Raw genomic sequence first — 25,973 nt, 5'->3', positions numbered from 1 at the left:
TCAGAGACGGCAATCAGGTCAATAGAACAGTGATACCGGTGCAACAGCCTGAATCACCCGTACCTTCAACGGCTGGGGGCAGCCTCGCCCAGCGCGATGACGGCTATCGTCAGCCGTGAAATGCAACTGGTCTTGCCCTCTTCGGCACTCAATCGAATGTCCCAGACGTGGGTGCTGCGTCCGATATGCACCGGCCGCGCCGTTGCCGTGACCCGACCACTGCGCAAGCCACGCAGGTGGTTGGCGTTGACTTCCAGGCCCACGCAGTAGAACTTCTGCGGATCGATACACAAATAGCTGGCCATGGAGCCGACGGTTTCGGCCAGCACCACAGAAGCACCACCATGAAGCAAGCCGAACGGTTGGCGGGTACGGTGATCGACCACCATGCTGGCCGTCAGCGAATCGTCGCTGAACGACTCGAAGCGGATGTCCAGTACCTCGCCAATGGTGTTCTTTTGCTGGTGATTAAGCTGGTCGATATCAGGCTGGGTGTACCAGATGCTCATGGGCGAGTCCTTTATTATTCTGGGTTGAGCCGTGCTCAAGGATGACTCAGGCTACGCAAGGTCATCAACCCAGCCAACGGCCAGTCACCTTCAAGCTCGGCGAGCGAGGCAGTGCTCATCGGCTGCGGATCGCGTCGATGACCCTGTTCAAGCATCCCCACCAGCGTGCCGACCAAGGGCTGATGGCTGACCAACAGCACATGCTCCAGGCCCAGCTTGTCCAGCTCGGTGATCACCTGGTCGGCTTCGCTCTCTGGGGTCAACCACGGTACGGTGATCAAGGGCTTGTCGAAGGACAACGCGTCACAGACCAGCTGGGCTGTCTGCTGCGCGCGCACATAAGGGCTGGCCAGGACAGCCTGCAACGGCTGCCCGAGCAACTGCGCGGCACTGCGCAACACCTGCTCACGACCATGCGCGGTCAAGCGGCGTTCGGCATCGCTATGGGCCCGCGCCTCGGCCTCACCATGACGCAGCACCCAGAGCTTCATAGCTTCGGCTCCTCATCACGCACCGGATGCGCAGCCGCAGGTACGCTGTGGGGTGCTTCACCTTCCGGCGCACGCGGGCTTGGCCAGTCAGCAAATGGCCACGGCTTCTGGTCACTGTGGAAGCTGCCGAAACGACCGATTTGCGCAAGGTACTGGCTGAGGCTGTCGCCAAAATTCATCAGGCTGGCACTTGGCGCACCGTAGATCAGTCGATAGACCAACTGCACCAGTATCAGGCCACCCAGCAGCAGCTCGGCCAATTGCCACACAATCAGGAACACCAGCATCCAAAGGATACGCAGACCGATCGATTCGCACTGGGCCTGTTTCGGGGATTCGTTCATCTACTGCTCCTGTCGTTCAGTTGAAACCGCTGGTGGAAATGAAGTCGACATCAGTCTTCGGCTCGCCCCGCATCAACAACTCGATGACCTGATTGAGGGTACGCCCCTCGAACAGGATCGCATGAAGCCCTGCCACCAGCGGCATGTAGACCTGCAACTCCTGGGCCTTGACCTTGAGCACCTTGAGGGTATTGACGCCCTCGGCCACTTCACCCAGTTGGCTGACTGCCTGCTCCAGGCTCAAGCCCTGGCCCAGTGCGTACCCCACCTGATAGTTGCGGCTCTTGGGCGAGGAGCAGGTGACGATCAGATCCCCCACCCCAGCAAGGCCAAGGAAGGTCATCGGGTTGGCGCCCTGGCTGACGGCGAAGCGGGTCATTTCCGCAAGTGCACGGGTGATCAGCATGCTCTTGGTGTTCTCGCCCATACCCAGGGCCACAGCCATGCCGGCAATAATGGCATAGACGTTCTTCAAGGCCCCGCCCAGCTCGACACCGAAGCGGTCGCTACTGGCGTAGACACGAAAGGTTCGACCATGGAGCACGGCCTGAACGCTGCGACAGAGCGCTTCATCTTCGCTGGCAACCACCGTCGCAGTGAGCGCATGCTCGGCTACTTCGCGCGCAAGGTTCGGCCCGGACAGTACGCCAATACGCGCCTGCGGGGCGATTTCCTCGAGGATCTGGCTCATGAGCTTGAAGCTCTGGGCCTCGATACCTTTGGTCAGACTGACCAGCATCTTGCCGCTAAGCAGCCCGGCATGGGGGGCCAGCACTGAGCGCAATGCACTGGAAGGCAGCGCGACAAAGATCAGCTCGCTCCCCTGCAGGGTCGCCAACAGGTCGGTAACCGGCTCTACCCCCGGGTGAAGTTTGATGCCCTTGAGGTAACGCGGATTCTCTCGATTGCAACGCATGGCCTCGGCCTGTTCGGGATCGCGCATCCACTGGCGTACCCGGACACCATTTTCGGCCAGCAGATTCGCCACCGCGGTGCCGAAACTACCGCCACCCAGAACTGCAACCGGTTGCTGTTCAGTCATATTCAATCCGTTAATGCCAAAAATGTGGCGACGTCCGCATTATACGGCGCGATAGTGCCAGAGCCAGCGCCAGATATGCGAATCATGGCCGGGGTTGCCCTCAGACAACTGGAAAATGCCGGCTACTCGGTTAACATGCCCGATTTATATCCGTAATAAGGCCGCGCCGTGTCACTTGGCCCTCTTCCTTCATGCGCTCTTATGCTGCCGACCCTCGCGGTGAGCGGTCAGCCCCTGCCTGAAAAACGCCCTCTGGGCAACCAGGTAACAGCTCAGGATCACCCTGTCGACGCGGAGCTCGCGCGCTGATGCGCAGGCTTCTGAGCGCACTGCTGCTGGCCTGGCTGTGGCCGCTGACGGCAGCGGCACACGACATCCTGCTGACGGCCGCGACAGAAAGCCCGGGCGTGCGCGCCTTTGTCCACTCGCTGGAACAACGGCGCAGTGCTGACCAGGTACGTTTCCTGCCGGTGGCCGAGTTGCCTGCGCCGGGACGCATAAAGCCGACAACCCGGCTGATTCTGCTCGACACCGCCGCCCTCGACTGGCGCCTCGGTGAAACCACCGGACCACCGGCACTGGTGATGCGCATCAGCCGAGTGCAGGCCAACCAACGGTTTGGGCGTGTGCCCCCACACTACCTGAGCCTGCTGTGGAGCGACCCGTCGCCTGCACGCCAACTGCGCCTGATTCGCTATCTGCTGCCACATGCTCGACGGGTCGGCGTGCTCTATAGCGAGCAAAGCCGTTTCCTGCTCGATGAGCTGAACCAGAGCGCACAGCAGTTGGGCCTGCACATCAACGCCCAAGCCTGGCCGGATCCTCGCGACAATCGCCCTTTGCAAGCGCTGCTGCAGGGCAGTGACGTCGTGCTCGGCATGGACGATCCAGGCCTGTACAACCCGCGTACCGTCAAGAACCTCCTGCTCAGCAGCTACGCCCGACAGATGCCCCTGATCGGCCCCACGGCCGGGTTCGTCAAGGCCGGCGGCCTGGCCAGCACCTTCAGCAACAAGCACGACTGGCTGCGGGTGCTGGACCGCCTGCTCGACCAGGCACCGACCAAATGGCCGCGCACCCACTACCCTGAGCGTTTTGGCGTCATCGGCAACCCTCAAGTGGCCCGCGCCCTGGGGATTGAGCCGATTGAACCGGCTGCGGCAACCAAGGTCGTCGCCGAAGGAGAGCCCACACCATGAACCTGCGCCTGAGCCGGGACATTCATACCCGCACGCAGATCATCAGCCTTGGCCCCGCCCTGCTGCTGACCTTGCTGCTGATCGGTTTCTTTACCTTCGTGCGGATCCAGGACTTGCGCCAGGAACTCAACCACACCGGCCAGTTGATCGCCAACCAGTTGGCTCCCGCATCGGAGTACGGCGTGATCGCGGGTAACGAGGACGTGCTCGAAAGCCTGATGCGGGCCACCTTGAGCATCCCCCACGTGCGTTTTCTGGAGGTTCAGGACAGCGCCAACCATATTCTGGTGCATGTCGAGCAACCCGACGAAAACGACAAACCCACACAACCGGTTGAAGTGTTCCAGGCGCCAATACGCTTGCAACAGATCCCCCTGGACAACGACTTCCTGCATAACAGCAGCCTGCCTGCCTCGGCCCCAGGGGACGACTACCTGGGCCGGGTCATCGTCGGTATGTCCAACAACGCCTTCAGCCAACGGCAACAGGAAATCGTGATCAAGGCGGCGATACTCGCCCTGTTCGCCCTGATCTTCACCTTCCTGCTGGCCCGCCGCCTTGCCCTCAGCCTGGCCAAACCCATCAGCGACATGAGCCAGGCCGTCAAGGCGATCCAGCAAGGCGACTTCACCTCACCACTGCCGGTGCTGGATGACACCGAACTGGGCAACCTCTCCCGGCACATCAACAATCTGGCCTGCGCCATGGCCAAGGCCAGCCACGAACAGCAACAGGCCATCGCGCAACTGGTTCAGGCCCGCGAAGAAGCCGAACAGGCGAACAAGGCCAAATCGGACTTCCTGGCAATGATGAGCCATGAGCTGCGCACACCGATGAACGGCGTGCTGGGCATGCTGCAGTTACTGGAAACCACCCCACTGAGCGAAGAACAGGCCGACTATGCGGCCGTGGCGACGGAGTCAACCGGCCATTTGCTCAAGGTCATCAACGACATTCTTGATTTCTCGCGGATCGAGAGCACTACGCTTGAACTTGAACACATTACCTTCAACCTGGCCGAACTGATTGGCAGTTGCACCCAGGCGTTCCTGCACACGGCCCAGCAGCGCGCCCTGGAGCTTCAACTGCGTATGCCACCCGGCATCGAGCAATTGCAGGTGGTCGGCGACCCGACGCGCATCCGCCAGGTACTGGTCAACCTGATTGGCAATGCCTTGAAGTTCACTGAACGTGGCACGGTGCAAATCGAACCGCGCTGGCAAGTGCTCGACCGCCAACTGATCTGGTTCAGTTGCGCAGTACGCGACACTGGTATCGGCATCGACAGCCAACACCTGGAAATGATGTTCGTCGCCTTCCAGCAGGCGGACAGCTCGATTTCCCGGCGTTATGGCGGTACGGGCCTGGGGCTGTCGATTGCCCGAACCCTGGCAGAGCGCATGGGCGGCAACCTGCGCGCCGAAAGCCGCGAAGGCCAGGGCTCAACCTTCACCCTTGAGATTCCCTTGGCCCTCGCGGTAAAACCGCAACCCACACTGTCACCCAGCGTGCAGGTCGATGAGGACAACGGCCAGGGCCGGCGAATCCTGCTGGTGGAGGACAACCCGGTCAACCAGACGGTCATCGAAGCCATGCTGCGCAGCCTGGGCTATGAAGTGTGCGTGGCCGTCGACGGTGCTCAGGCCGTGACCCAGATCGCTCGCCAGCGCTTTGCCGCCGTGCTGATGGATTGCCGTCTACCGGTGATCGATGGCTACGAAGCCACCCGTCGAATTCGCCAGCAACCCAAGGACAAAGCCTTGCCGATCATTGCCTTGACCGCCAATGCGCTGCTGGGTGATCGCGAACGTTGCCTGGCCGCCGGAATGAACGATTACCTGACCAAACCCTTCAAACGCACAGATTTACAGCAAATTCTGCAACGTTGGTTACCCGCTGACGCAGCGGCGACTGGCGATAAATGCTAAATTGCGGCAGTCTTAGAGACTGAATCAAGGCCGATTGAGGTCTTGAAAAAAAATTTCAGTGCACAAGTGTACATCTTCGTCCCTGTGCTGTGACTTTCACTACAACGCAATAGTCTATGTGTAGGCTGCCGCCCCAGGCCCAAACGCCTTGGGTCGGCCGGGAAGATTCGCCCCTGCCGCACCGGATTATTGAGGAGCTCGCATGACCAAACAAAACGCCTTTACTCGGGAAGACCTGCTGCGCTGCAGTCGCGGTGAGCTGTTCGGCCCAGGTAACGCGCAACTGCCCGCCCCGAACATGCTGATGGTGGATCGCATCACCCATATCAGCGAAGAGGGTGGCAAGTACGGCAAAGGTGAATTGGTCGCCGAGCTGGATATCACCCCGGACCTGTGGTTCTTCGCCTGCCACTTTGAAGGTGACCCGGTGATGCCTGGCTGCCTGGGCCTTGACGCCATGTGGCAACTGGTTGGCTTCTTCCTGGGCTGGCAAGGCCTGCCAGGTCGCGGCCGCGCCCTGGGCTCGGGTGAGGTCAAGTTCTTTGGCCAGGTACTGCCGACCGCCAAGAAAGTCACCTACAACATCCACATCAAGCGCGTCCTGAAGGGCAAGCTGAACATGGCCATTGCCGATGGTTCGGTGGCAGTCGATGGCCGCGAGATTTACACCGCCGAAGGCCTTCGGGTCGGCGTATTCACCTCCACTGACAATTTCTAAGGGTTATTCGCATGCGCCGCGTCGTTATCACTGGTCTGGGCATCGTTTCGTGCCTGGGCAATGACAAAGAGACCGTCTCCGCCAACCTGCGTGCAAGCCGCCCGGGCATTCGTTTCAACCCGGAATACAAGGAAATGGGGCTGCGCAGCCAGGTTTCCGGCTCCATTGACCTCAACCTCGAAGAACTGATCGACCGCAAGGTTTACCGCTTCGTCGGCCACGCCGCTGCCTACGCCTACCTGGCGATGCAGGAAGCGATCAAGGACTCCGGCCTGTCCGAAGACCAGGTCTCGAACCCGCGCACCGGCCTGATCGCAGGCTCCGGCGGCGCCTCGACCCTGAACCAGATGGAAGCACTGGACATCCTGCGCGAAAAAGGCGTCAAGCGTGTTGGCCCGTACCGTGTAACCCGCACCATGAGCAGCACCGTTTCTGCGTGCCTGGCAACACCGTTCAAGATCAAGGGTCTGAACTACTCCATCGCGTCGGCCTGCGCTACCAGCGCACACTGCATCGGCGCTGCCATGGAGCAGATCCAGATGGGCAAGCAGGACGTCGTCTTCGCCGGTGGTGGTGAAGAAGAACACTGGAGCCAGTCGTTCCTGTTCGACGCCATGGGCGCCCTGTCCAGCCAGTACAACGAAACCCCGGAGAAAGCCTCCCGTGCCTACGACGCCAAGCGTGACGGTTTCGTCATCGCCGGTGGTGGCGGCATGGTCGTGGTCGAAGAGCTGGAACACGCTCTGGCCCGTGGCGCAAAAATCTACGCGGAAATCGTTGGCTACGGCGCGACCTCCGACGGTTACGACATGGTTGCGCCTAGTGGTGAAGGCGCCATTCGCTGCATGCAGCAGGCACTGTCCACTGTCGACACCCCGATCGACTACCTGAACACCCACGGCACCTCGACACCTGTCGGCGACGTCGCAGAAATCAAGGGCGTTCGTGCAGTCTTCGGCGACAAGGCACCTGCCATCAGTTCGACCAAGAGCCTGTCGGGTCACTCCCTGGGCGCCGCAGGCGTTCACGAAGCGATCTACTGCATGCTGATGATGGAAGGCAATTTCATGGCCGGCTCCGCCAACATCGAGGAGCTGGACCCAGAAGTGGCTGACATGCCGATCCTGCGCGAAACCCGCGAAAACGCGAAGATCGACACCGTCATGAGCAACAGCTTCGGCTTTGGTGGCACCAACGCCACCCTGGTGCTCAAGCGCTGGCAAGGCAAGTAAGGCTTAACACCTTACGCAAAACGCCCCGACTGGTTCGGGGCGTTTTTGTTTCTGCTACCCCGATAGCCATGTTGCATCCGCTTTAACGCTGCCAACGGACACGCCTGCAGACACGCTATGCTGCCTAGGCTATCCGACAGCCATGGAGTACACCGTGAGCACTCCCCTTATCATTCGCCCCAAGGCCGAAGACGTCGAAGGCCAGCCCATCTTGCGCCCACTGCCATCGGCCAGGTGCCGCAGCGTCGGGCCGTTCGTGTTTTTCGACCATATGCTCAAGACCGACTACGCCCCTGGCAGCGGCATGAACATCCGCCAACACCCGCACATCGGCCTGTCCACCCTCACCTACCTGTTTGAAGGCGAGATCCTGCACAAGGACAGCCTTGGCTCAGAGCAACGGGTCAAACCTGGCGAGGTCAGCTGGATGACGGCAGGCAGCGCCGTAGCCCATATCGAGCGTACGCCTGCGGACCTGCTCGCCAGCGGCTCACGCCTGCACGGCCTGCAAGTCTGGCTGGCATCACCGAAACATGCCGAACAGGGCCCAGCGCATTACAGCCACTACACCGCCGCCAGCCTGCCAACGCATGACACCCTGGGGGTCAGCATCCGCCTGATCGCCGGCAAAGGCTTTTGCCTGGAATCTCCGGTTCCGGTGCTCTCGCCCACCCTCTATGCCGATGTGCGCATGCAGGCGGCGACCACACTGCCCCTGCCGACGGAACATGAGCAACGTGCGGTATACCTGCTTGAAGGCGAAGCGAGCCTGAATGGCGAACCGATAGAGCCCTGCAGCCTGCTGGTTCTGCCGGAAGGCGAGGAAATGACGCTGTGCGCCGAAGGCGAATGCCATCTGGTGCTGATTGGCGGCGCACCGCTGGATGGGCCGAGACGGATGAACTGGAACTTCGTTGCCAGCGACCCGGCGCTGATCGAGCAGGCCCGAGCACGCTGGGCAGCCGGCGACTGGCCGACCGTACCCGGAGAGCACGAGCGCATTGCGCTGCCGTAAAGCGCGCGCCAAGCAGCAGACTGTTGCCTGGCGCGTTTCCAGCGCTTACGCCTGGAACACCTCGTCGAGCAGGTTATGCATGGCCTGGAACGCCCGCGTGGCGGTCCTGGCGTCATACATCATCATGCCTGGGGTATTCGCTGCCGGATCGGTGAACGAGTGCACCGCTCCACCATAGCTGAGCAACTGCCAGTCGACCTTTGCCGCATTCATTTCAGCCTCGAATGCCGGCAACTGCTCCCTGGGCACCAACGGATCGTCCGCGCCATGCAAGACCAGCACCGCGCCCTTGATGTTGGCTGCATCAGCCGGGCGCGGAGTGTCCAGTGTGCCATGGAAGGAAATCGCCGCCTTCAGTGGAGCGCCATCACGGGCCAATTCCAACGCACAGCAACCGCCGAAACAAAAGCCGAACGCCGCCAACTGCCCAGGCAGCAGCGCAGCGCGCGTCTGTTCACGCAACTGCGCCAGCGCCGCCTGCATACGCTTGCGCAGTTCGAGCCGGTCATTCTTCAGCGGCATCATCGCCGCACCGGCCTGCTCGGCATTGCCGGGGCGTACCGCCTGCCCGTACAGGTCAGCAATCAACACCACATAACCGCGCGCCGCAACTGCACGGGCAATAGCTTCAGCGCCAGCCCCGACACCCATCCAGTTCGGGGCCATTATCAACCCCGGTTGTGCGCCACTACCTGGCGCGTACAGCAAACGGCTCTCATAGGGTTTGCCATCAAGCTGATACACCAGCGATTCGATAACGACTGCGTTCATCACGACCTCCGAAATTGCATAGGACGCCCATGAAAAAACCCGCCGAAGCGGGTTTTCTCTTACATCGGATTAAGCCGACAGCTCAACCAACAGCTTGTTCAAACGGCGTACATACGCCGCCGGGTCCTTCAAGCTATCACCCGCGGCCAGTGCAGCCTGATCGAAGAGGATATGCGAGAAGTCGGCGAAACGGTCTTCGCTCTGCTCGTTGTCCAGTTTTTCGATCAGCGGATGGCTAGGGTTGAACTCGAAGATCGGCTTGGAGTCCGGAACCTTCTGACCACTGGCCTCGAGGATCTGACGCATCTGCAGGCCCAGGTCCTGCTCACCGATAGCCAGGATGGCTGGCGAGTCGGTCAAACGATGGGAAACCCGTACTTCGCTGACAGCATCGCCCAGCGCACCTTTCAGGCGCTCGACCAGGCCCTCTTTTTCCTTGGCGATTTCTTCCTGAGCCTTCTTGTCCTCTTCGGAGTCCAGCTTGCCCAGGTCCAGATCACCGCGCGCAACATCGACAAACTGCTTGCCGTCGAAATCACTGAGGTAGCTCATCAGCCACTCGTCAATACGATCGGTCAGCAGCAGCACTTCGATGCCTTTCTTGCGGAAGACTTCCAGGTGCGGGCTGTTCTTGACCTGCGCGTACGACTCGCCGGTGAGGAAGTAAATCTTGTCCTGACCTTCCTTGGCGCGTGCCAGGTAGTCGGCCAGGGAAACGCTTTGCTCGCCACTGTCGTCCTGGGTGGAAGCGAAACGCAGGAGACCGGCGATTTTTTCCTTGTTGGCGAAGTCTTCAGCCGGGCCTTCTTTCATGACCTGACCGAAATTCTTCCAGAAGCCTTTGTACTGCTCAGGCTCGTTCTTCGCCAGCTTCTCCAGCATATCCAGAACGCGCTTGGTCAGTGCCGACTTCATCGAGTCGATGATCGGGTCTTTCTGCAGGATTTCCCGCGACACGTTCAGCGACAGGTCATTGGAATCGACCACGCCCTTGATGAAGCGCAGGTACAACGGCAGGAACGACTCCGCCTGGTCCATGATGAACACACGCTGCACATACAGCTTCAGGCCACGCGGTGCTTCACGCTGGTACAGATCGAACGGCGCACGGGCCGGTACGTACAGCAGCGAATTGTACTCAAGCTTGCCCTCGACCTTGTTGTGGCTCCAGGCCAGCGGGTTTTCAAAGTCATGACCAATGTGCTTGTAGAACTCCTGGTACTCCTCGTCCTTGATTTCAGTACGCGGACGGGTCCACAGGGCGCTGGCGCGGTTGACGGTTTCCCATGCTTCGGCCGGCTTCTCCTCACCTTCGGCAACCTCGACCTGCTTGGGCAGCTCGATCGGCAAGGCGATATGGTCGGAGTACTTCTTGATGACGTTGCGCAGGCGCCAGCCATCGGCGAACTCGGTCTCGTCCTTTTTCAGGTGCAGGACGATACGGGTACCACGCTCGGCCTTTTCGACAGTGGCGACTTCGAATTCGCCTTCACCTTTGGAGGACCAGTGAACACCCTCGGCAGCGGACAGGCCGGCACGACGGCTGAACACATCAACCTTGTCGGCGACGATGAATGCGGAGTAGAAGCCCACACCGAACTGACCGATCAGGTGCGAATCTTTCTTCTGGTCACCGGTGAGGTTTTTCATGAAATCGGCTGTGCCAGACTTGGCAATGGTGCCCAGGTGCGTGATCACATCCTCGCGGCTCATGCCGATACCGTTGTCCTCGAGGGTAACGGTGCCTGCTTCCTTGTCGAAGCTCACACGGATTTTCAGCTCGGCGCCGCCTTCAAGCAGCTCAGGCTTGGACAGGGCTTCGAAACGTAGCTTGTCCACTGCATCGGAGGCGTTGGAAATCAATTCGCGAAGGAAAATTTCCTTGTTCGAATACAGCGAATGGATCATGAGGTGCAACAGCTGCTTCACCTCGGTCTGGAAGCCCAGGGTTTCTTTTTGAGTTTCCACACTCATGGTCTTCAAAACTCCAATCTATTGACAGTGGCCACTGACCAGGCAAGCGCGATAGGCACCCTCGCCTGGTCGTTGCAGCGGGATGAACAACAGATGGGGGCACTGCGCACTATTTCAAGGGCGGCAATAATTCTTCGATCTTGAAATGCGCGCGAGCAGTGGCGATGGGTTCGGCCTGACTGCCCTGCCAGGCGGTAATCGCGACATTGGTCACTCGTCGCCCCTGACGCCAGAGCTGACACTGGGCATAGGTATCACGGAAGTAGCCGGCCCGGAGGTAGTCGACCGAGAAGTCGATGATTTTGGGTATGGCCGCGCTTTCACTGAAAATCAGCAGATAGAGGGCGGCAGAAAGCTCCATGAACCCGGCAATCACGCCCCCATGAATGGCGGGCAACAAGGGATTGCCGATGTTGTCGGGGTTGGCAGGCAGACGAAACAACAAGTCTTCACCCTGACGGCTGCACTCGATACCGATCAACCCGGCATAGGGGATCAGATCCAGAAGTTGCGCATAGTTGCCCTCGGCATGGGCCGCGCGCAGCTGCTGATGAACCTCACGCGGAATCACAGCAGACCGTCCTTGAGTTGGCTGGCGAACCCCTGCCCGCCCTTGACGCCTTTACCCAAGCGCATAAAGGTACCCACCACCTGCGCAATCGGTCGCTGCGGATCATCCTGGTACGCCATGCCTCGGGTGAAGATCACGTCCCGGGTGACGCGATAGCACTGTGCGTAGCCGTAGATATCCTTCCCCGCTTCCGAGGGATGCATGTAGTCAATACGCAGATCAAGGGTCGGGCACACCTCGAACACCGGCAACACGCACAGCGTGGCCATGCCGCAGGTGGTATCCATCAGGGTGGTCAAGGCGCCGCCATGAATCGCACCGGTCTGTGGATTACCGACAATTTTCTGTGCGTAGGGCAGAACCAGTGTCATACCGTCAGCATCGGCACGCTCGACACGCATGTCCAGTAACTGACAATGACGCAGTGCAGAAAGAAAGCGCTGAGCCTGCGCCATTAATGGTGTCTCACTCATCTTCTTCAGCCCCGTCGTTATCTGCGCCGATGCACAAGCCTAGAAAAAAGTCTATATGGATCCAACAGTTATATATCTGTATCGTATGCGGAACTTATTCCTCAGCCTTGAACTCAAAGGGTTCAAGTAACTGTATTCCACCAGGAGAAACACCCCATGCGTAAACCTTTTGCTTATGCCCTGATGCTGGCCGCTACCCTGGGTCTGGCTGCTTGTGACAAAGCTGCAGAAACCAAAGCACCAGAAGCACCTAAGGCTGCTGAGCAAGCTGCACAGAAAGTCGAAGAAGCTCAGAATAAAGTGAACGAAGCGGCGAAAGAAACTGTCGATGCTGCTAAAGAAACCGTCGAAGCTGCCAAAGACCAAGCTGAAGCTGCTGCGCCTGCTGCCCCAGCACCAGAAGCAACGCCAGCCAAGCCTGCTAACTAAGCAGCCGCCCGGCAAAAAAAAAACCCGACACTGTCGGGTTTTTTTATGCCTTTCAAAACCTGTGCCTGTCAAAACCCATGTAACGTCGACCTGAACATCAATAACAATGCACAACACACTAGCGGTTCAAACCAGAGGTTCCTTATTGACCTCAGGCATGGGTGCTTCTGTCGGGGTAAACACCATAACTTCGAGCACATCGGAATGGAATTCCCGACGGTAAAGTACCAACACAACACCTGCACTCGTCGCCATGAATAACCAGGGGTTGATGAACCAACTGAGTAAGGCCAGGCCAAAGTAGTAAGAGCGCAACCCGAAGTTGAACTGGTTGGCCGCCAGGGAAACAACCCGTGCCGCACGCGAGGCAAACGCTTTACGTTCCTGCTCACTGACATGGCGCTCGCCAATCATCGGCGCAGACCCCACCAATACGGCCGCAAAGTTGTACTGGCGCATGCACCAACTGAAGGTAAAGAAGGCATAGATAAAGACCATTGCCAGGCACAGCAACTTGATCTCGGACATGCTCTGCGACGCTTGCTGCACCAACGGCAAATCAGCCAGCAACGACAGCGCCCGGTCCGATGCACCGAGCACCGTCAGGATGCCAGCGAGGATAATCAGCGTACTGGAAGCGAAAAACGAGGCGTTACGCTCCAGGTTACCGATCACACTGGCATCGGCAATCCGGTTGTCGCGCAACAACATGCGGCGCATCCAATCTTCGCGGTACAGGTGCAGAACACTGGCCAGGCACGCCGTATCACGGCCTTTCCAGGTGGCATAACGGGTGTAGCCACCCCAGCAGACAACGAACCAGCAAACAGCCAGCAGATTAATCAGATTGCTTTGAATGAAGCTCATGGACGGTCCCGATCGAGAGGTTTCGCGCACAGTAAAGTGCGTCGATGGCCTTTCGACGCTTTATCACAAAAAAAGACACGTCACACCCCATAAACGAAAAACCCCACATCTTTATCGGATGTGGGGTTGGGCATCTGCCTAAGCTGACGCACGATGGCTTGTGGCCGGCGTCAACCTTGGGCGAACGCTATCGGCTCAGGCCAGGGCTTCGCGCGGCTTGCCGAGCAGGCGGTCGCAGACCACCGCCACGACCAGGGTCGCCACACTCGGTACCAACCAGGCCAGGCCCTGCTCGCTCAGCGGCAGGTTCGCCAGTGACTCAGGCAACCAGCTTGCCAGCGACGTGCCCTTGATGGCATCGACCAGGCCAAACAGCAGCGAGACCAGCATCACAGGTGCCAGAATACGCGCCGACGAATGCCACAGCTCTTTGCAGAAGCTCAGGCCGACCAGCACGATGCACGGCGGGTAGATGGCCGTCAGCAACGGAATCGAGAACAGGATCAACTTGGTCAGCCCCAGGTTCGACACCACCAGCGAGAACACTGCCAGAATGACCACCAGAGTACGATAGGACAGAGGCAGCACCTGGCTGAAGTACTCAGCACATGCGCACGTCAGGCCAACCGCAGTCACCAGACAGGCCAGCGCAATCAAAACGGCCAGGAACGTGCTACCGAGCGAGCCGAACGTATGCTGCACATAGGCATGCAGTACGGCGGCGCCGTTGGTGGCCCCCATGGCGATGTCGTGGCTGCCTGCGCCAAGACGGAACAGGCTGACATACACCAGCGCCAGGCCAACGCCGGCAATCAGGCCGGCGATAATGGCGTAACGGGTAATCAGCTGCGGCGACTCGACACCCCGCGAGCGGATGGCGTTGACGATGACGATACCGAACACCAACGCACCCAGGGTATCCATGGTCAGGTAACCATTGATGAAGCCCTGGGAAAACGGTGCGGCCACATAAGCGGGTTGAGCCTCGCCAATCGTGCCGGCAGGCAGCATGAATGCCGCGATGCCAAGCGCTGCCAGGGCGATAATCTTCAGCGGCGCAAGAAAGCGGCCTACGGTGTCCAGCAATTTGCCGGGGTACATCGACACAGCCAGCACGACCAGGAAATACACCAGGCTATACAGGAACAGCGCAACCGGGTTTTCACCCACCAATGGCGCGATACCCACTTCAAACGATACGGTAGCCGTACGCGGGGTCGCGAACAGCGGGCCAACAGCCAGGTAGCAGACCGCCGCCAACAGACCACCTGCGACCTTGCCGATCGGGCTGCTCAGGGCGTCCATACCGCCGCCAACCTTGGCCAGTGCAACCACGGTGATCACCGGCAAACCAACCGCGGTAACCAGGAAACCCAGCGCTGCCATCCAGACATGAGGGCCGGACTGCAAACCAACGATAGGCGGGAAAATAATATTGCCAGCTCCGACGAACAACGCGAACGTCATAAAGCCAAGCGCCAGGATGTCCTGGCCTTTCAACACTTTCATTAAGGAAATACCACACTACTGAAATCGGGATTTAGAGAGGGATTTCCCCTTGGGTGAGGGAAATGCTGTCTGACCGGATTAGCCAGACCCGTTTAGCGTGTCGTTCCCTTTTGAGGAGCGGGCACAAAATGAGTGCATAGGTTAACGAATTTACGCCGGAAACGCACGGCTGCAGGGGCGCCTGTCCGATGTGCGAATGTGCAGGTCGTCTGGAAATGCCGGGATTGATACCCCCCGCCGCTAGCGCATCACCCAGAACACACAAAGGCCACCCGAAGGTGGCCTTTGTGGTTGAAGCAGTCAGTCAGCCGAAGCTTACTTGACAGCCCAACCGGTCAGCTCGGCCAGGGCCTTGCCGATGTCCGCCAACGAACGGACAGTTTTCACGCCAGCGTCTTGCAGGGCAGCGAATTTCTCGTCTGCAGTGCCTTTACCGCCGGAGATGATTGCACCAGCATGGCCCATGCGCTTGCCCGGAGGAGCAGTCACACCAGCAATGTAGGAAACCACTGGCTTGGTCACGTGAGCCTTGATGTAGGCAGCAGCTTCTTCTTCAGCGGAACCGCCGATCTCACCGATCATGACGATCGCTTCGGTCTTCGGGTCTTCCTGGAACAGTTTCAGGATGTCGATGAAGTTGGAGCCTGGGATCGGGTCACCACCGATACCAACGCAGGTGGACTGACCGAAACCGGCGTCAGTAGTCTGCTTGACGGCTTCATAGGTCAGGGTGCCGGAACGGGAAACGATACCGACTTTGCCTGGCAAGTGAATGTGACCTGGCATGATGCCGATCTTGCACTCGCCCGGTGTGATAACGCCTGGGCAGTTAGGGCCGATCAGGGTAACACCCAGCTCGTCACACTTGACCTTCGCGTCCAGCATGTCCAGGGTTGGAATGCCTTCGGTGATGCAGACGATCAGCTTGATACCGCCGAACGCCGCTTCCAGGATCGAGTCCTTGCAGAAAGGCGCTGGAACGTAGATGACCGAAGCGTCGGCGCCAGTGGCAGCAACGGCTTCCTTGACGGTGTTGAACACCGGCAGGTTCAGGTGGGTAGTACCACCCTTGCCTGGGGTCACGCCGCCGACCATCTTGGTGCCGTAGGCGATGGCTTGTTCGGAGTGGAAAGTACCCTGCGAGCCAGTGAAGCCCTGGCAGATGACTTTGGTATCTTTATTGATCAGGACGCTCATTACTTGCCCTCCGCAGCTTTGACAACTTGTTGAGCAGCGTCGGTCAGGCTGGTTGCCGCGATGATGTTCAAACCGCTTTCTGCCAGTACTTTAGCGCCCAGTTCGGCGTTGTTGCCTTCCAGACGAACAACGACCGGCACTTTGACGCCGACTTCTTTCACTGCGCCGATGATGCCTTCGGCAATCATGTCGCAACGAACGATACCGCCGAAGATGTTGACCAATACTGCAGCGACATTGCTGTCGGACAGGATGATCTTGAACGCTTCGGTTACGCGCTCTTTGGTTGCGCCGCCACCTACGTCGAGGAAGTTGGCTGGCTTGCCGCCGTGCAGGTTGACGATGTCCATGGTACCCATGGCCAGGCCAGCACCGTTGACCATGCAGCCGATGTTACCTTCCAGTGCCACGTAGTTCAGTTCGAACTGGGCAGCATGGGCTTCACGCGCGTCGTCTTGCGACGGGTCGTGGAAGGTCTTCAGCTTAGGCTGACGGTACATGGCGTTGGCGTCGATGTTGATCTTGGCATCGAGGCAATGCAGATCGCCGTCAGCCTTGATCACCAGCGGGTTCACTTCCAGCAGTGCCAGGTCATGGTCTTTGAACAGCTTGGCCAGACCGGTGAAAATCTTGGCGAACTGAGCAACCTGCTTGCCTTCCAGACCCAGCTGGAACGCCAGTTCACGACCCTGGAATGGCTGAGCGCCAACCAGTGGATCGATAGTAGCCTTGAGGATTTTTTCAGGGGTATCGTGAGCAATTTTCTCGATGTCCACGCCACCTTCGGTGGACGCCATGAACACGATGCGACGGCTCGAACGATCGACTACAGCGCCCAGGTACAGTTCCTTGGCGATGTCAGTGCAGGATTCGACCAGGATCTTGGTGACTGGTTGACCGTTGGCGTCAGTCTGGTAGGTCACCAGACGCTTGCCCAACCATTGTGCAGCGAACGCTTTTGCGTCTTCTTTGCTGCGAACCAGCTTAACGCCACCCGCTTTACCGCGACCGCCAGCGTGAACCTGGGCTTTTACAACCCATTCGGTACCGCCGATCTTTTCGCAAGCTTCTGCTGCAGCTTCAGGGGTATCGACTGCGAAACCCTTGGAAACTGGCAGGCCGTATTCAGCGAACAGCTGCTTACCCTGATACTCGTGAAGATTCATTCTTTTTACCGTCTTCGTTAGGTACTGCGCTTCGGCGCTGCGCCCTTTCGGGTGCCGCGCCACCTGTGACTGCTTGCCTGGAAAGTTGCCTCACCAGACTCGAGTCCGGCGAACTTTCCGCGGTGAGTCATGCAAGCAAGACTCACGACGGGCCGTCCGCCGTGGTTTCTTATTATTTAACGCTTTTTACGGTTCGCTACGTGAATGGCACCGCCATTCACAGCCAGCGCGGCTTCATGCAGCGCTTCGGACAGGGTCGGATGGGAGAAAACCATCATGCCCAGGTCTTCGGCGCTGGTGCCGAATTCCATCGCGATTGCACCCTGCTGCACCAGTTCGGCGGCGCTTGGGCCAATCACATGTACACCCAGTACGCGGTCGGTCTTGGCGTCGGCAATAACCTTGACGAAACCACCGGTATCGTTGGCAGCCATCGCACGACCACTGGCCGCGAACGGGAAGGTGCCCACGTTAACCTCAACGCCTTCAGCCTTCAAGGCTTGTTCGGTCTTGCCGACCCACGCGATTTCCGGGTGGGTGTAGATAACCGAAGGAATCAGGTCATAGTTCATCTGGGCCTTGTGACCCTTGATGCGCTCGACAACCATGATGCCCTCTTCCGACGCCTTGTGCGCCAGCATCATGCCGCGAACCACGTCACCAATGGCGTAGACGCCCGGTACGCTGGTAGCGCAGTAGTCGTCGACGAAGATGAAACCACGCTCGTCGATGGTCACGCCGCTGTCAGCTGCCAGCAGGTCAGTGGTCACTGGACGACGGCCGACCGCAACGATCAGCTTGTCGAAGGTGATTTTCTGTTCGCCGTTGGCGTCGGTGTAGGTCACTTCGACTTCTTCGCCGTTGACCTTGGAGCCAGTCACACGCGCACCCAGCTTGACGTCCAGACCTTGCTTGGTCAGGGTCTTCAGGGCTTCCTTGGAGACGGCGGTGTCGGCAGCCATCAGGAAGGTGTCCAGCGCTTCCAGAACGGTAACCTGAGCGCCCAGGCGCGACCAGACAGAGCCCAGTTCCAGACCGATAACGCCAGCACCGATAACACCCAGACGCTTAGGCACTGCCTGGAATTCCAGGGCGCCAGTGGAGTCGACGATGACTTTCTGATCAACCGGAGCCGGTGGAATGTCGATCGGACGCGAGCCGGAAGCCAGGATCACGTTCTCGGCTTCGATGACTTCAACGGTGCCGTCAGCCTTGGTGACTTCGACTTTCTTGCCAGCCAGCAGTTTGCCGTGGCCCTGGATCGAAGTAACGCCGTTAGCCTTGAACAGGGTAGCAACGCCGCCGGTCAGGTTCTTGACGATGTTCGCCTTGCGGCCAACCATCGCAGGAACGTCCATCTTCACTTCACCAGTGGTGATACCGTGAACGCCGAATGCGTCCTTGGCTTCGTGGTATTTCCAGGAGCTGTCCAGCAGCGCCTTGGAAGGAATGCAGCCAACGTTCAGGCAGGTACCGCCCAGGGCCAGCTTGCCTTCGCCGTCGGTGTACTTCTCGATACAGGCAGTCTTCAGACCAAGTTGTGCGGCCTTGATGGCGGCTACATAGCCGCCAGGGCCCGCACCGATAACTACTACGTCGAATTTCTGGGTCATAAAGGATTCCTTTTAGCTACAAGCCACAAGCTTCAGGCTGCAAGAAGGCCCGCTTCCGTAAGGAAGCTGGCCCCTTGCAACGTGCAGCTGTTTTTAGATATCGAGCAGCAGACGAGCCGGATCTTCCAGCAGGTTCTTGATAGTCACCAGGAAGGTCACGGCTTCTTTACCGTCGATCAAACGGTGATCGTAGGACAGCGCCAGGTACATCATCGGACGGATCACGACCTGACCGTTGATTGCCATTGGGCGCTGAATGATGTTGTGCATGCCCAGAATCGCCGCCTGTGGCGGGTTAACGATCGGGGTCGACATCATCGAACCGAATGTACCACCGTTGGTGATCGTGAAGGTACCGCCGGTCATTTCTTCGATCGACAGCTTACCGTCACGGGCTTTCTTGCCGAACGTGGCGATGCCGCCTTCGATTTCAGCCAGGCTCATCAGTTCGGCGTTACGCAGAACCGGTACCACCAGACCACGGTCGCTGGACACGGCAACACCGATGTCGGCGTAGCCGTGGTAAACGATATCGCTACCGTCGATCGAGGCGTTGACCGCTGGGAAACGCTTCAGCGCTTCGGTAGCAGCCTTGACGAAGAACGACATGAAGCCCAGGCGAACGCCGTTGTGGGACTTCTCGAACAGGTCCTTGTACTTCGAACGCAGTGCCATGACTTCGGTCATGTCGACTTCGTTGAAGGTGGTCAGCATCGCCATGTTGGACTGAGCTTCAACCAGACGCTCGGCAACCTTGGCACGCAGGCGGGTCATCGGTACGCGCTTCTCGGTGCGGTCACCAGTGGCCATGACCGGTACGGCAGCGGCTGGGGCAGCAGCCTTGGCAGCTGGAGCAGCGGCCGGAGCGGCTTTCTTGGCAGCAACGGCAGCAACAACGTCTTCCTTGGTAACGCGACCACCTTTGCCAGTACCAGCAACGCTGGCCAGATCGATGCCGTTTTCTTCGGCCAGCTTGCGTGCGGCAGGCGCAGCAATCGGGTCTTCTTCACCGGCTTCAACAGCAGCAGCGGCCTGGGCAGGCGCGGCAGCAGCGGCCGGAGCAGCAGCGGCAGCAGCACCTTCAGTGATGGAACCCAGTACTTCGTCAGACAGAACGGTGTCGCCTTCGTTCTTGACGATCGCGCCCAGCACGCCGTCGGCAGTGGCCAGCACTTCCAGAACGACCTTGTCGGTCTCGATGTCAACGATCAGCTCGTCACGCTTGACGGCGTCGCCCGGTTTCTTGTGCCAGGTGGCTACGGTGCCATCGGCAACCGATTCCGGGAAAGTAGGGGCTTTGATCTCGATAGCCATTATCAATGGTTCCTTAAATTCGGTTTCTTGTGCGCGGTGGCATTAAACAGTGAAAGCATCTTGCAGCAGTTTTTCCTGCTGCTCGGCGTGCATCGAAGCGTAACCACAGGCAGGTGCTGCCGACGCGTCACGACCAGCGTACTCAAGGACCAGGTCCTTGTTGTGACGGGTCAGGATGCGACGCATGTGGTGCTGACTGCTGTACCAAGCGCCCTGGTTCATCGGCTCTTCCTGGCACCACACCACATCCTTCAGGTTGGTGTAAGGCGCGAGGATTTCGACCAGATCGTCCTCAGGGAACGGATACAGTTGCTCGATACGCACGATGGCGATGTCTTCACGACCTTCGGCACGACGTTTTTCCAGCAGATCGTAGTAGACCTTGCCGCTGCACAGAACCAGGCGGGTAACCTTTTTCGGATCGAGGGTATCGATTTCCGGGATTACAGTCTGGAACGAGCCTTCGGCCAGTTCTTCCAGCGTCGAGATGGCCAGCTTGTGGCGCAGCAGCGACTTCGGCGTCAGGACGATCAGCGGCTTACGCAGCGGACGAATGACCTGGCGACGCAGCAGGTGGTAGATCTGAGCCGGGGTGGTCGGTACGCAAACCTGAACGTTGTGCTCGGCGCACAGCTGCAGGTAACGCTCCAGACGTGCCGAGGAGTGCTCAGGCCCCTGCCCTTCATAACCGTGAGGCAGCAGCATGGTCAGACCGCACAGACGGCCCCACTTGTGCTCACCGCTGGTGATGAACTGGTCGACAACGACCTGGGCACCGTTGGCGAAGTCACCGAACTGGGCTTCCCAGATCACCAGCGCGTTAGGCGTGGTGGTCGAGTAACCGTATTCGAAGGCCAGTACCGCTTCTTCCGAGAGGAAGGAGTCGTACAGGTCAAACTTCGGCTGACCGGCATACAGGTTCTGCAGTGGCAGATAGGTGCTGGCGTCCTTCTGGTTGTGCAGCGCCGCATGGCGGTGCGAGAAGGTGCCGCGACCAACGTCCTGACCAGTGATACGCACTGGGTGACCTTCGAACAGCAAGGTCGCGTAGGCCATGGTTTCGGCGTAGCCCCAGTTGATTGGCAAGCCACCGGCCTGCATCTTCTGACGGTCTTCGTAGATCTTCGAAACCTGACGCTGAACCACAAAGCCTTCCGGCAGGTCCAGCAACTTGGCCGACAGTTCCTGCAGGGTCTTCAAGTCAAAGCGAGTGTCGTGACGCGCAGTCCAGGCATGGCCCAGGTACGGACGCCAGTCAACGAACAGTTCCTTGTTCGGCTCTTTGACCAGGCTCTTGACCACATGCAGGCCGTTATCCAGCGCATTGCGGTACTCGTCAACCTTGGCCTGTACGCGCTCGACGTCCAGACGACCGGCCTGAATCAGGCTCTCGGCATACAGTTCGCGCGTCGTGCGTTGCTTGGCGATCTGCTGGTACATCAACGGCTGAGTGCCGTTTGGTTCGTCAGCTTCGTTGTGACCACGGCGGCGGTAGCAGACCAGGTCGATGACCACGTCACGCTTGAACTGCATACGGTAGTCGACAGCCAGCTGAGTCACGAACAGGACCGCTTCCGGATCGTCACCGTTAACGTGCAGGATCGGCGCCTGAATCATCTTGGCGACGTCGGTGCAGTACTCGGTGGAACGCGAGTCCAGCGGGTTGCTGATGGTGAAACCAACCTGGTTGTTGATCACGATGTGAACAGTACCGCCGGTTTTGAAACCGCGGGTCTGCGACATCTGGAAGGTTTCCATGACCACGCCCTGACCGGCGAATGCCGCGTCACCGTGGATGGAAATTGGCAGAACCTTGTCACCAACGCTGTCGTTACGGCGATCCTGACGGGCGCGCACCGAACCTTCCACTACTGGCGAGACGATTTCCAGGTGGGATGGGTTGAACGCCATGGCCAGGTGAACTTCACCGCCGGCGGTCATTACGTTGGAGGAGAAGCCCTGGTGATACTTCACGTCACCGGAACCCAGTTCGACCTTCTTCTTGCCTTCGAACTCGTCGAACAGGTCGCGCGGGTTTTTACCGAAGGTGTTGACCAGAACGTTCAAGCGGCCACGGTGGGCCATGCCGATCACGACTTCCTTGGTGCCATAGGAACCGGAGCGCTGGATCAGCTCGTCCAGCATCGGAATCAGGCTCTCGCCGCCTTCCAGGCCGAAACGCTTGGTGCCTGGGTACTTGGTGCCCAGGTATTTTTCCAGACCTTCAGCTGCAGTGACGCGCTCGAGCAGGTGGCTCTGAACGTCTGCAGAAAAAGCTGGGCGACCACGTACGCTCTCCAGACGCTGCTGGAACCAGCTGCGCTGCTCGGAGTCGACGATGTGAGTGAACTCGGCGCCAATGGTGCGGCAATATGTCTGCTGCAAAGCGTCGAAGATTTCGCGTAGGCTCGCTTCCTCTTTGCCGATAAACAGGTCGCCGGCACGGAAAGTCGTATCAAGATCGGCATTGGTCAAGCCGTAATGATTGATCGACAAGTCTACAGGCGCAGGGCGCTGCCACAACCCCAGAGGGTCGAGCTTGGCAGCTTGGTGGCCGCGCATACGGTAGGCTTGGATCAGTCGCAGTACTTCAACCTGCTTCTTCTCGTGCTCGCTGCTCACGCTGCCGGCAGAAACCGGTTGAGCGCGGCGCTGGTTCTTTGCCAGCAGAACGAAATGGTCGCGGATTGTAGAGTGCGATACATCGGTAGCAGTGCTGCCTTCGGCGGGCAACTTCTGAAAGTAAGTGCGCCACTCTTCTGGCACAGCGTTAGGGTCGTGCAGGTAGAGTTCGTAGAGCTCTTCCACATATGCAGCGTTACCACCTGAAAGGTGGGCGCTATCCCACATGCGCTGCATCACGCTTTCTTGCATGCTTGGTCACCCTCGGTTAGGGGACAGATCGGCAAGAGCCACAGAAAGCCTGGAAAAGTCCGAGTACAGCGACCGAACCAAGCCACCGAGGATCCTACAGATTTTCCGGGTACCAGCCCGGAAGCCCCTGCTGGTCTCATATCTTCATAGGTAAAAGCTAGGGCTTTTTGGGCCTTCGCTCGGGTTTCACCTTGGTGCGGGCAATGGCCCGCACCTCGGCGTACTACGGGTACAACATTTTAAAATCAGGTACCGCTTTGCAGCAGCATGTTACGTACGTGACCGATTGCCTTGGTCGGGTTCAGACCTTTCGGGCAAACGTTTACGCAGTTCATGATTCCACGGCAACGGAACACGCTGAACGGGTCATCCAGGGACGCCAGACGCTCTTGGGTCTTGGTGTCACGGCTGTCAGCCAGGAAACGATAGGCTTGCAGCAGTGCAGCTGGACCGAGGAACTTGTCTGGGTTCCACCAGAACGAAGGGCAGGAAGTCGAGCAGCAAGCGCACAGGATGCACTCGTACAGACCGTCCAGCTTCTCACGCTCTTCTGGCGACTGCAGACGCTCGATGGCCGGAGCCGGCGTGTCGTTCTGCAGGTAAGGCTTCACCTTCTCGTACTGCTTGTAGAAGATGCTCATATCGACGACCAGGTCACGAATGACTGGCAGGCCAGGCAGCGGGCGAATCACCAGCTTGTTGCCCTTGACCACCGACGACAGCGGCGTAATGCACGCCAGGCCGTTCTTGCCGTTGATGTTCATGCCGTCGGAGCCGCAAACGCCCTCGCGGCAGGAGCGACGATACGAGAAACCTTCGTCCTGCTCCTTGATCAGTGCCAATACGTCCAGCACCATCAGATCCTTGCCACCGGTATCGACCTGGAACACCTGAGTTTTAGGCGCAGAGTCGGTATCCGGGTTGTAACGATAAACTTCGACTTGCAACATGGCGGCCACCCTTAGTAAGTCCGGACTTTAGGCTCGAAAGCAGGCACGGTTTTCGGCGCGAAGTTGACTGCACGCTTGGCAACACGTTTCTCACCCGGGAAGTACAGGGTGTGGCACAGCCAGTTTTCGTCGTCGCGATCTTCGAAGTCTTCACGGGCATGAGCACCGCGAGACTCTTTACGAGTTTCAGCAGCGATAGCAGTCGCTTCGGCAACTTCCAGCAGGTTCTGCAGCTCCAGCGCTTCGATACGCGCGGTGTTGAAGGCCTGGGACTTGTCGTTGATCTTGACGTTAGCGATACGCTCACGCAGATCGGCCAACTGCTTGATACCTTTCTGCATGTATTCGCCAGTACGGAATACACCGAAATAGTTCTGCATGCAGCTTTGCAGCTCACGACGCAGGGTAGCAACGTCTTCACCGGTGTTGCGCTCATTGAGCTTGCGCAGACGGTTCAGCGCGACGTCGACGTCGGTATCGCTGGCGTCACGGTATTCGATACCGTCGCTCAGGGCTTTTTCCAGGTGCAGGCCAGCAGCGCGACCGAATACCACCAGGTCGAGCAGCGAGTTACCGCCCAGACGGTTTGCACCGTGAACCGATACGCACGCCACTTCACCGACCGCGAACAGGCCCGGGATAATGGTGTCTGCACCGTCAGCGTTCATGGTGATGGCCTGGCCATGAATGTTGGTGGCAACGCCGCCCATCATGTAGTGGCAGGTTGGAACGACCGGTACCGGCGCGACCACTGGGTCGACGTGGGCGAAGGTCTTGGACAGCTCACAGATACCTGGCAGGCGGCTGTGCAGCACTTCCTCACCCAGGTGATCGAGCTTGAGCATCACGTGGTCGCCGTTCGGGCCACAGCCGTTGCCAGCGATGATCTCTTTAACCATGGAACGGGCCACAACGTCACGACCGGCAAGGTCTTTGGCGTTCGGCGCATAACGCTCCATGAAACGCTCGCCGTGCTTGTTGATGAGGTAACCACCTTCACCACGGCAACCTTCGGTAACCAGTACACCAGCGCCGGCAATACCAGTCGGGTGGAACTGCCACATTTCAATGTCCTGCACCGGCACGCCGGCACGCAGCGCCATGCCAACGCCGTCACCGGTGTTGATCAGGGCGTTGGTGGTCGATGCATAGATACGACCCGCGCCACCAGTGGCCAGTACGGTAGCCTTGGCACGGATGTAAACGGTTTCACCGGTTTCGATGCAGATCGCGATCACACCGACGAATGCGCCATCCTGGTTCTTGACCAGATCAACGGCATACCACTCGTTCAGGAAGGTGGTGCCTGCCTTCAGGTTGCCCTGATACAGGGTGTGCAGCAGTGCGTGGCCGGTACGGTCGGAAGCGGCACAGGTACGTGCAGCCTGACCACCTTTACCGAAGTCCTTGGACTGACCACCGAACGGACGCTGGTAGATACGACCGGTTTCAGTACGGGAGAACGGCAGGCCCATGTGATCCAGCTCGAAGACCGCAGCCGGGCCTTCCTGACACATGTATTCGATAGCGTCCTGGTCACCGATGTAGTCGGAACCCTTGACAGTATCGTACATGTGCCAGCGCCAATCGTCGTTCGGGTCAGCCGAAGCGATTGCACAGGTGATACCACCCTGGGCCGATACAGTGTGCGAGCGGGTCGGGAAGACCTTGGTGATTACAGCAGTCTTGTGACCACCTTGAGCCAGCTGCAGCGCAGCGCGCATGCCGGCACCGCCACCACCAATGATGATGGCGTCGAAAGAAATCGTAGGAATGTTAGCCATGAA

Annotated in this window: 23 protein-coding genes; 6 read left to right on the top strand and 17 right to left on the bottom strand. The window is 59.0% G+C overall.

Features of this window, described 5'->3' with window-relative positions:
- Positions 1 to 65: 65 nt before the first annotated feature.
- Genes CS390_RS08390 through CS390_RS08375 form a run of 4 tightly spaced genes read right to left on the bottom strand, consistent with a single transcriptional unit; the run spans position 66 to position 2,386 of the window.
- Positions 66 to 509: a hotdog fold thioesterase gene (locus tag CS390_RS08390; protein ID WP_099774024.1), complete on the bottom strand. Its 444-nt coding sequence runs from the start codon at positions 507 to 509 to the stop codon at positions 66 to 68.
- A gap of 35 nt (positions 510 to 544) precedes the next feature.
- The gene (sixA, locus tag CS390_RS08385; protein WP_099774023.1) at positions 545 to 1,000 is read right to left on the bottom strand and encodes a phosphohistidine phosphatase SixA; all 456 of its coding nucleotides are present in this window, start codon (positions 998 to 1,000) and stop codon (positions 545 to 547) included.
- Positions 997 to 1,344, bottom strand: coding sequence for a DUF4389 domain-containing protein (locus tag CS390_RS08380; RefSeq protein ID WP_065759433.1), 348 nt, complete (start codon positions 1,342 to 1,344; stop codon positions 997 to 999). Before CS390_RS08380 ends, sixA begins: the two co-directional genes overlap by 4 nt.
- 16 nt (positions 1,345 to 1,360) lie before the next feature.
- Positions 1,361 to 2,386, bottom strand: a complete 1,026-nt coding sequence (locus tag CS390_RS08375; RefSeq protein ID WP_099774022.1) for an NAD(P)H-dependent glycerol-3-phosphate dehydrogenase — start codon at positions 2,384 to 2,386, stop codon at positions 1,361 to 1,363.
- A gap of 308 nt (positions 2,387 to 2,694) precedes the next feature.
- Between CS390_RS08375 and CS390_RS08370 the strand changes: the two genes are divergently transcribed.
- The 5 genes from CS390_RS08370 to CS390_RS08350 all read left to right on the top strand — a co-directional run bounded on the left by CS390_RS08370 (position 2,695) and on the right by CS390_RS08350 (position 8,478).
- Positions 2,695 to 3,585, top strand: coding sequence for an ABC transporter substrate-binding protein (locus CS390_RS08370; RefSeq protein ID WP_099774021.1), 891 nt, complete (start codon positions 2,695 to 2,697; stop codon positions 3,583 to 3,585).
- Complete coding sequence (locus tag CS390_RS08365; RefSeq protein WP_099774020.1) at positions 3,582 to 5,513, top strand: response regulator; 1,932 nt, start codon at positions 3,582 to 3,584, stop codon at positions 5,511 to 5,513. The genes CS390_RS08370 and CS390_RS08365 overlap by 4 nt, the downstream gene beginning before the upstream one ends.
- Before the next feature lie 202 nt (positions 5,514 to 5,715).
- On the top strand, positions 5,716 to 6,231 hold the full coding sequence (fabA, locus tag CS390_RS08360; RefSeq protein WP_065759437.1) for a 3-hydroxyacyl-[acyl-carrier-protein] dehydratase FabA: 516 nt from the start codon (positions 5,716 to 5,718) through the stop codon (positions 6,229 to 6,231).
- An 11-nt stretch (positions 6,232 to 6,242) separates the two neighbouring features.
- On the top strand, positions 6,243 to 7,463 hold the full coding sequence (gene fabB, locus CS390_RS08355; protein WP_065759438.1) for a beta-ketoacyl-ACP synthase I: 1,221 nt from the start codon (positions 6,243 to 6,245) through the stop codon (positions 7,461 to 7,463).
- Positions 7,464 to 7,617: 154 nt separating this feature from the next.
- Positions 7,618 to 8,478: a pirin family protein gene (locus CS390_RS08350; protein WP_099774019.1), complete on the top strand. Its 861-nt coding sequence runs from the start codon at positions 7,618 to 7,620 to the stop codon at positions 8,476 to 8,478.
- 45 nt (positions 8,479 to 8,523) lie between these two features.
- Here CS390_RS08350 and CS390_RS08345 read toward each other — a convergent pair whose 3' ends face one another.
- The 4 genes from CS390_RS08345 to CS390_RS08330 all read right to left on the bottom strand — a co-directional run bounded on the left by CS390_RS08345 (position 8,524) and on the right by CS390_RS08330 (position 12,267).
- A complete protein-coding gene (locus CS390_RS08345; protein ID WP_099774018.1) occupies positions 8,524 to 9,249 on the bottom strand; it encodes a dienelactone hydrolase family protein in 726 nt (241 codons plus the stop codon).
- A gap of 69 nt (positions 9,250 to 9,318) precedes the next feature.
- A complete protein-coding gene (gene htpG, locus CS390_RS08340; RefSeq protein WP_099774017.1) occupies positions 9,319 to 11,223 on the bottom strand; it encodes a molecular chaperone HtpG in 1,905 nt (634 codons plus the stop codon).
- A 109-nt stretch (positions 11,224 to 11,332) separates the two neighbouring features.
- Positions 11,333 to 11,794, bottom strand: a complete 462-nt coding sequence (locus tag CS390_RS08335) for a PaaI family thioesterase (protein ID WP_065759442.1) — start codon at positions 11,792 to 11,794, stop codon at positions 11,333 to 11,335.
- On the bottom strand, positions 11,791 to 12,267 hold the full coding sequence (locus CS390_RS08330; protein ID WP_099774016.1) for a PaaI family thioesterase: 477 nt from the start codon (positions 12,265 to 12,267) through the stop codon (positions 11,791 to 11,793). The genes CS390_RS08335 and CS390_RS08330 overlap by 4 nt, the downstream gene beginning before the upstream one ends.
- Before the next feature lie 156 nt (positions 12,268 to 12,423).
- On the opposite strand from CS390_RS08330, the gene CS390_RS08325 reads away from it, so the two are divergent.
- Positions 12,424 to 12,696, top strand: a complete 273-nt coding sequence (locus CS390_RS08325; RefSeq protein WP_099774015.1) for a hypothetical protein — start codon at positions 12,424 to 12,426, stop codon at positions 12,694 to 12,696.
- A 126-nt stretch (positions 12,697 to 12,822) separates the two neighbouring features.
- On the opposite strand, the gene CS390_RS08320 is transcribed toward CS390_RS08325, so the two are convergent.
- The 9 genes from CS390_RS08320 to sdhA all read right to left on the bottom strand — a co-directional run bounded on the left by CS390_RS08320 (position 12,823) and on the right by sdhA (position 25,970).
- Positions 12,823 to 13,563 carry a DUF599 domain-containing protein gene (locus CS390_RS08320; RefSeq protein WP_099774014.1) on the bottom strand — a complete coding sequence of 247 codons (741 nt, stop codon included), beginning with the start codon at positions 13,561 to 13,563 and terminating at the stop codon, positions 12,823 to 12,825.
- A gap of 195 nt (positions 13,564 to 13,758) precedes the next feature.
- A complete protein-coding gene (gene brnQ, locus CS390_RS08315) occupies positions 13,759 to 15,072 on the bottom strand; it encodes a branched-chain amino acid transport system II carrier protein (protein WP_099774013.1) in 1,314 nt (437 codons plus the stop codon).
- 315 nt (positions 15,073 to 15,387) lie between these two features.
- Positions 15,388 to 16,269 (bottom strand): succinate--CoA ligase subunit alpha, encoded by an 882-nt coding sequence (sucD, locus tag CS390_RS08310; RefSeq protein WP_065759447.1) that lies wholly within the window; start codon positions 16,267 to 16,269, stop codon positions 15,388 to 15,390.
- Entirely contained in the window at positions 16,269 to 17,435 is a 1,167-nt protein-coding gene (gene sucC / locus CS390_RS08305; protein ID WP_065759448.1) for an ADP-forming succinate--CoA ligase subunit beta, read from the bottom strand. Before sucC ends, sucD begins: the two co-directional genes overlap by 1 nt.
- A 176-nt stretch (positions 17,436 to 17,611) precedes the next feature.
- Positions 17,612 to 19,048, bottom strand: a complete 1,437-nt coding sequence (gene lpdA, locus CS390_RS08300) for a dihydrolipoyl dehydrogenase (RefSeq protein WP_065759449.1) — start codon at positions 19,046 to 19,048, stop codon at positions 17,612 to 17,614.
- 93 nt (positions 19,049 to 19,141) lie between these two features.
- Complete coding sequence (gene odhB, locus CS390_RS08295; protein ID WP_065759450.1) at positions 19,142 to 20,362, bottom strand: 2-oxoglutarate dehydrogenase complex dihydrolipoyllysine-residue succinyltransferase; 1,221 nt, start codon at positions 20,360 to 20,362, stop codon at positions 19,142 to 19,144.
- Positions 20,363 to 20,404: 42 nt separating this feature from the next.
- Positions 20,405 to 23,236, bottom strand: a complete 2,832-nt coding sequence (locus CS390_RS08290; RefSeq protein ID WP_099774012.1) for a 2-oxoglutarate dehydrogenase E1 component — start codon at positions 23,234 to 23,236, stop codon at positions 20,405 to 20,407.
- 245 nt (positions 23,237 to 23,481) lie between these two features.
- Complete coding sequence (locus CS390_RS08285; RefSeq protein WP_065759452.1) at positions 23,482 to 24,186, bottom strand: succinate dehydrogenase iron-sulfur subunit; 705 nt, start codon at positions 24,184 to 24,186, stop codon at positions 23,482 to 23,484.
- Between the two features lie 11 nt (positions 24,187 to 24,197).
- Positions 24,198 to 25,970, bottom strand: a complete 1,773-nt coding sequence (gene sdhA, locus CS390_RS08280) for a succinate dehydrogenase flavoprotein subunit (RefSeq protein ID WP_099774011.1) — start codon at positions 25,968 to 25,970, stop codon at positions 24,198 to 24,200.
- Positions 25,971 to 25,973 lie beyond the last annotated feature (3 nt).

The organism is Pseudomonas sp. HLS-6 (assembly GCF_002753995.1).
GTDB lineage: Bacteria > Pseudomonadota > Gammaproteobacteria > Pseudomonadales > Pseudomonadaceae > Aquipseudomonas > Aquipseudomonas defluvii.
The sequence above is the reverse complement of the archived record's forward strand: the minus strand, read 5'-3'. Positions and strand labels throughout refer to the sequence as shown.

Bases quoted from the DNA above. Each gene is read 5' to 3' on its own strand.
- CS390_RS08390 (WP_099774024.1), bottom strand. From the start codon at position 509: ATGAGCATCTGGTACACCCAGCCTGATATCGACCAGCTTAATCACCAG.
- sixA (WP_099774023.1), bottom strand. From the start codon at position 1,000: ATGAAGCTCTGGGTGCTGCGTCATGGTGAGGCCGAGGCGCGGGCCCAT.
- CS390_RS08380 (WP_065759433.1), bottom strand. From the start codon at position 1,344: ATGAACGAATCCCCGAAACAGGCCCAGTGCGAATCGATCGGTCTGCGT.
- CS390_RS08375 (WP_099774022.1), bottom strand. From the start codon at position 2,386: ATGACTGAACAGCAACCGGTTGCAGTTCTGGGTGGCGGTAGTTTCGGC.
- CS390_RS08370 (WP_099774021.1), top strand. From the start codon at position 2,695: ATGCGCAGGCTTCTGAGCGCACTGCTGCTGGCCTGGCTGTGGCCGCTG.
- CS390_RS08365 (WP_099774020.1), top strand. From the start codon at position 3,582: ATGAACCTGCGCCTGAGCCGGGACATTCATACCCGCACGCAGATCATC.
- fabA (WP_065759437.1), top strand. From the start codon at position 5,716: ATGACCAAACAAAACGCCTTTACTCGGGAAGACCTGCTGCGCTGCAGT.
- fabB (WP_065759438.1), top strand. From the start codon at position 6,243: ATGCGCCGCGTCGTTATCACTGGTCTGGGCATCGTTTCGTGCCTGGGC.
- CS390_RS08345 (WP_099774018.1), bottom strand. From the start codon at position 9,249: ATGAACGCAGTCGTTATCGAATCGCTGGTGTATCAGCTTGATGGCAAA.
- htpG (WP_099774017.1), bottom strand. From the start codon at position 11,223: ATGAGTGTGGAAACTCAAAAAGAAACCCTGGGCTTCCAGACCGAGGTG.
- CS390_RS08330 (WP_099774016.1), bottom strand. From the start codon at position 12,267: ATGAGTGAGACACCATTAATGGCGCAGGCTCAGCGCTTTCTTTCTGCA.
- CS390_RS08325 (WP_099774015.1), top strand. From the start codon at position 12,424: ATGCGTAAACCTTTTGCTTATGCCCTGATGCTGGCCGCTACCCTGGGT.
- CS390_RS08320 (WP_099774014.1), bottom strand. From the start codon at position 13,563: ATGAGCTTCATTCAAAGCAATCTGATTAATCTGCTGGCTGTTTGCTGG.
- brnQ (WP_099774013.1), bottom strand. From the start codon at position 15,072: ATGAAAGTGTTGAAAGGCCAGGACATCCTGGCGCTTGGCTTTATGACG.
- sucD (WP_065759447.1), bottom strand. From the start codon at position 16,269: ATGAGCGTCCTGATCAATAAAGATACCAAAGTCATCTGCCAGGGCTTC.
- sucC (WP_065759448.1), bottom strand. From the start codon at position 17,435: ATGAATCTTCACGAGTATCAGGGTAAGCAGCTGTTCGCTGAATACGGC.
- lpdA (WP_065759449.1), bottom strand. From the start codon at position 19,048: ATGACCCAGAAATTCGACGTAGTAGTTATCGGTGCGGGCCCTGGCGGC.
- odhB (WP_065759450.1), bottom strand. From the start codon at position 20,362: ATGGCTATCGAGATCAAAGCCCCTACTTTCCCGGAATCGGTTGCCGAT.
- CS390_RS08290 (WP_099774012.1), bottom strand. From the start codon at position 23,236: ATGCAAGAAAGCGTGATGCAGCGCATGTGGGATAGCGCCCACCTTTCA.
- CS390_RS08285 (WP_065759452.1), bottom strand. From the start codon at position 24,186: ATGTTGCAAGTCGAAGTTTATCGTTACAACCCGGATACCGACTCTGCG.
- sdhA (WP_099774011.1), bottom strand. From the start codon at position 25,970: ATGGCTAACATTCCTACGATTTCTTTCGACGCCATCATCATTGGTGGT.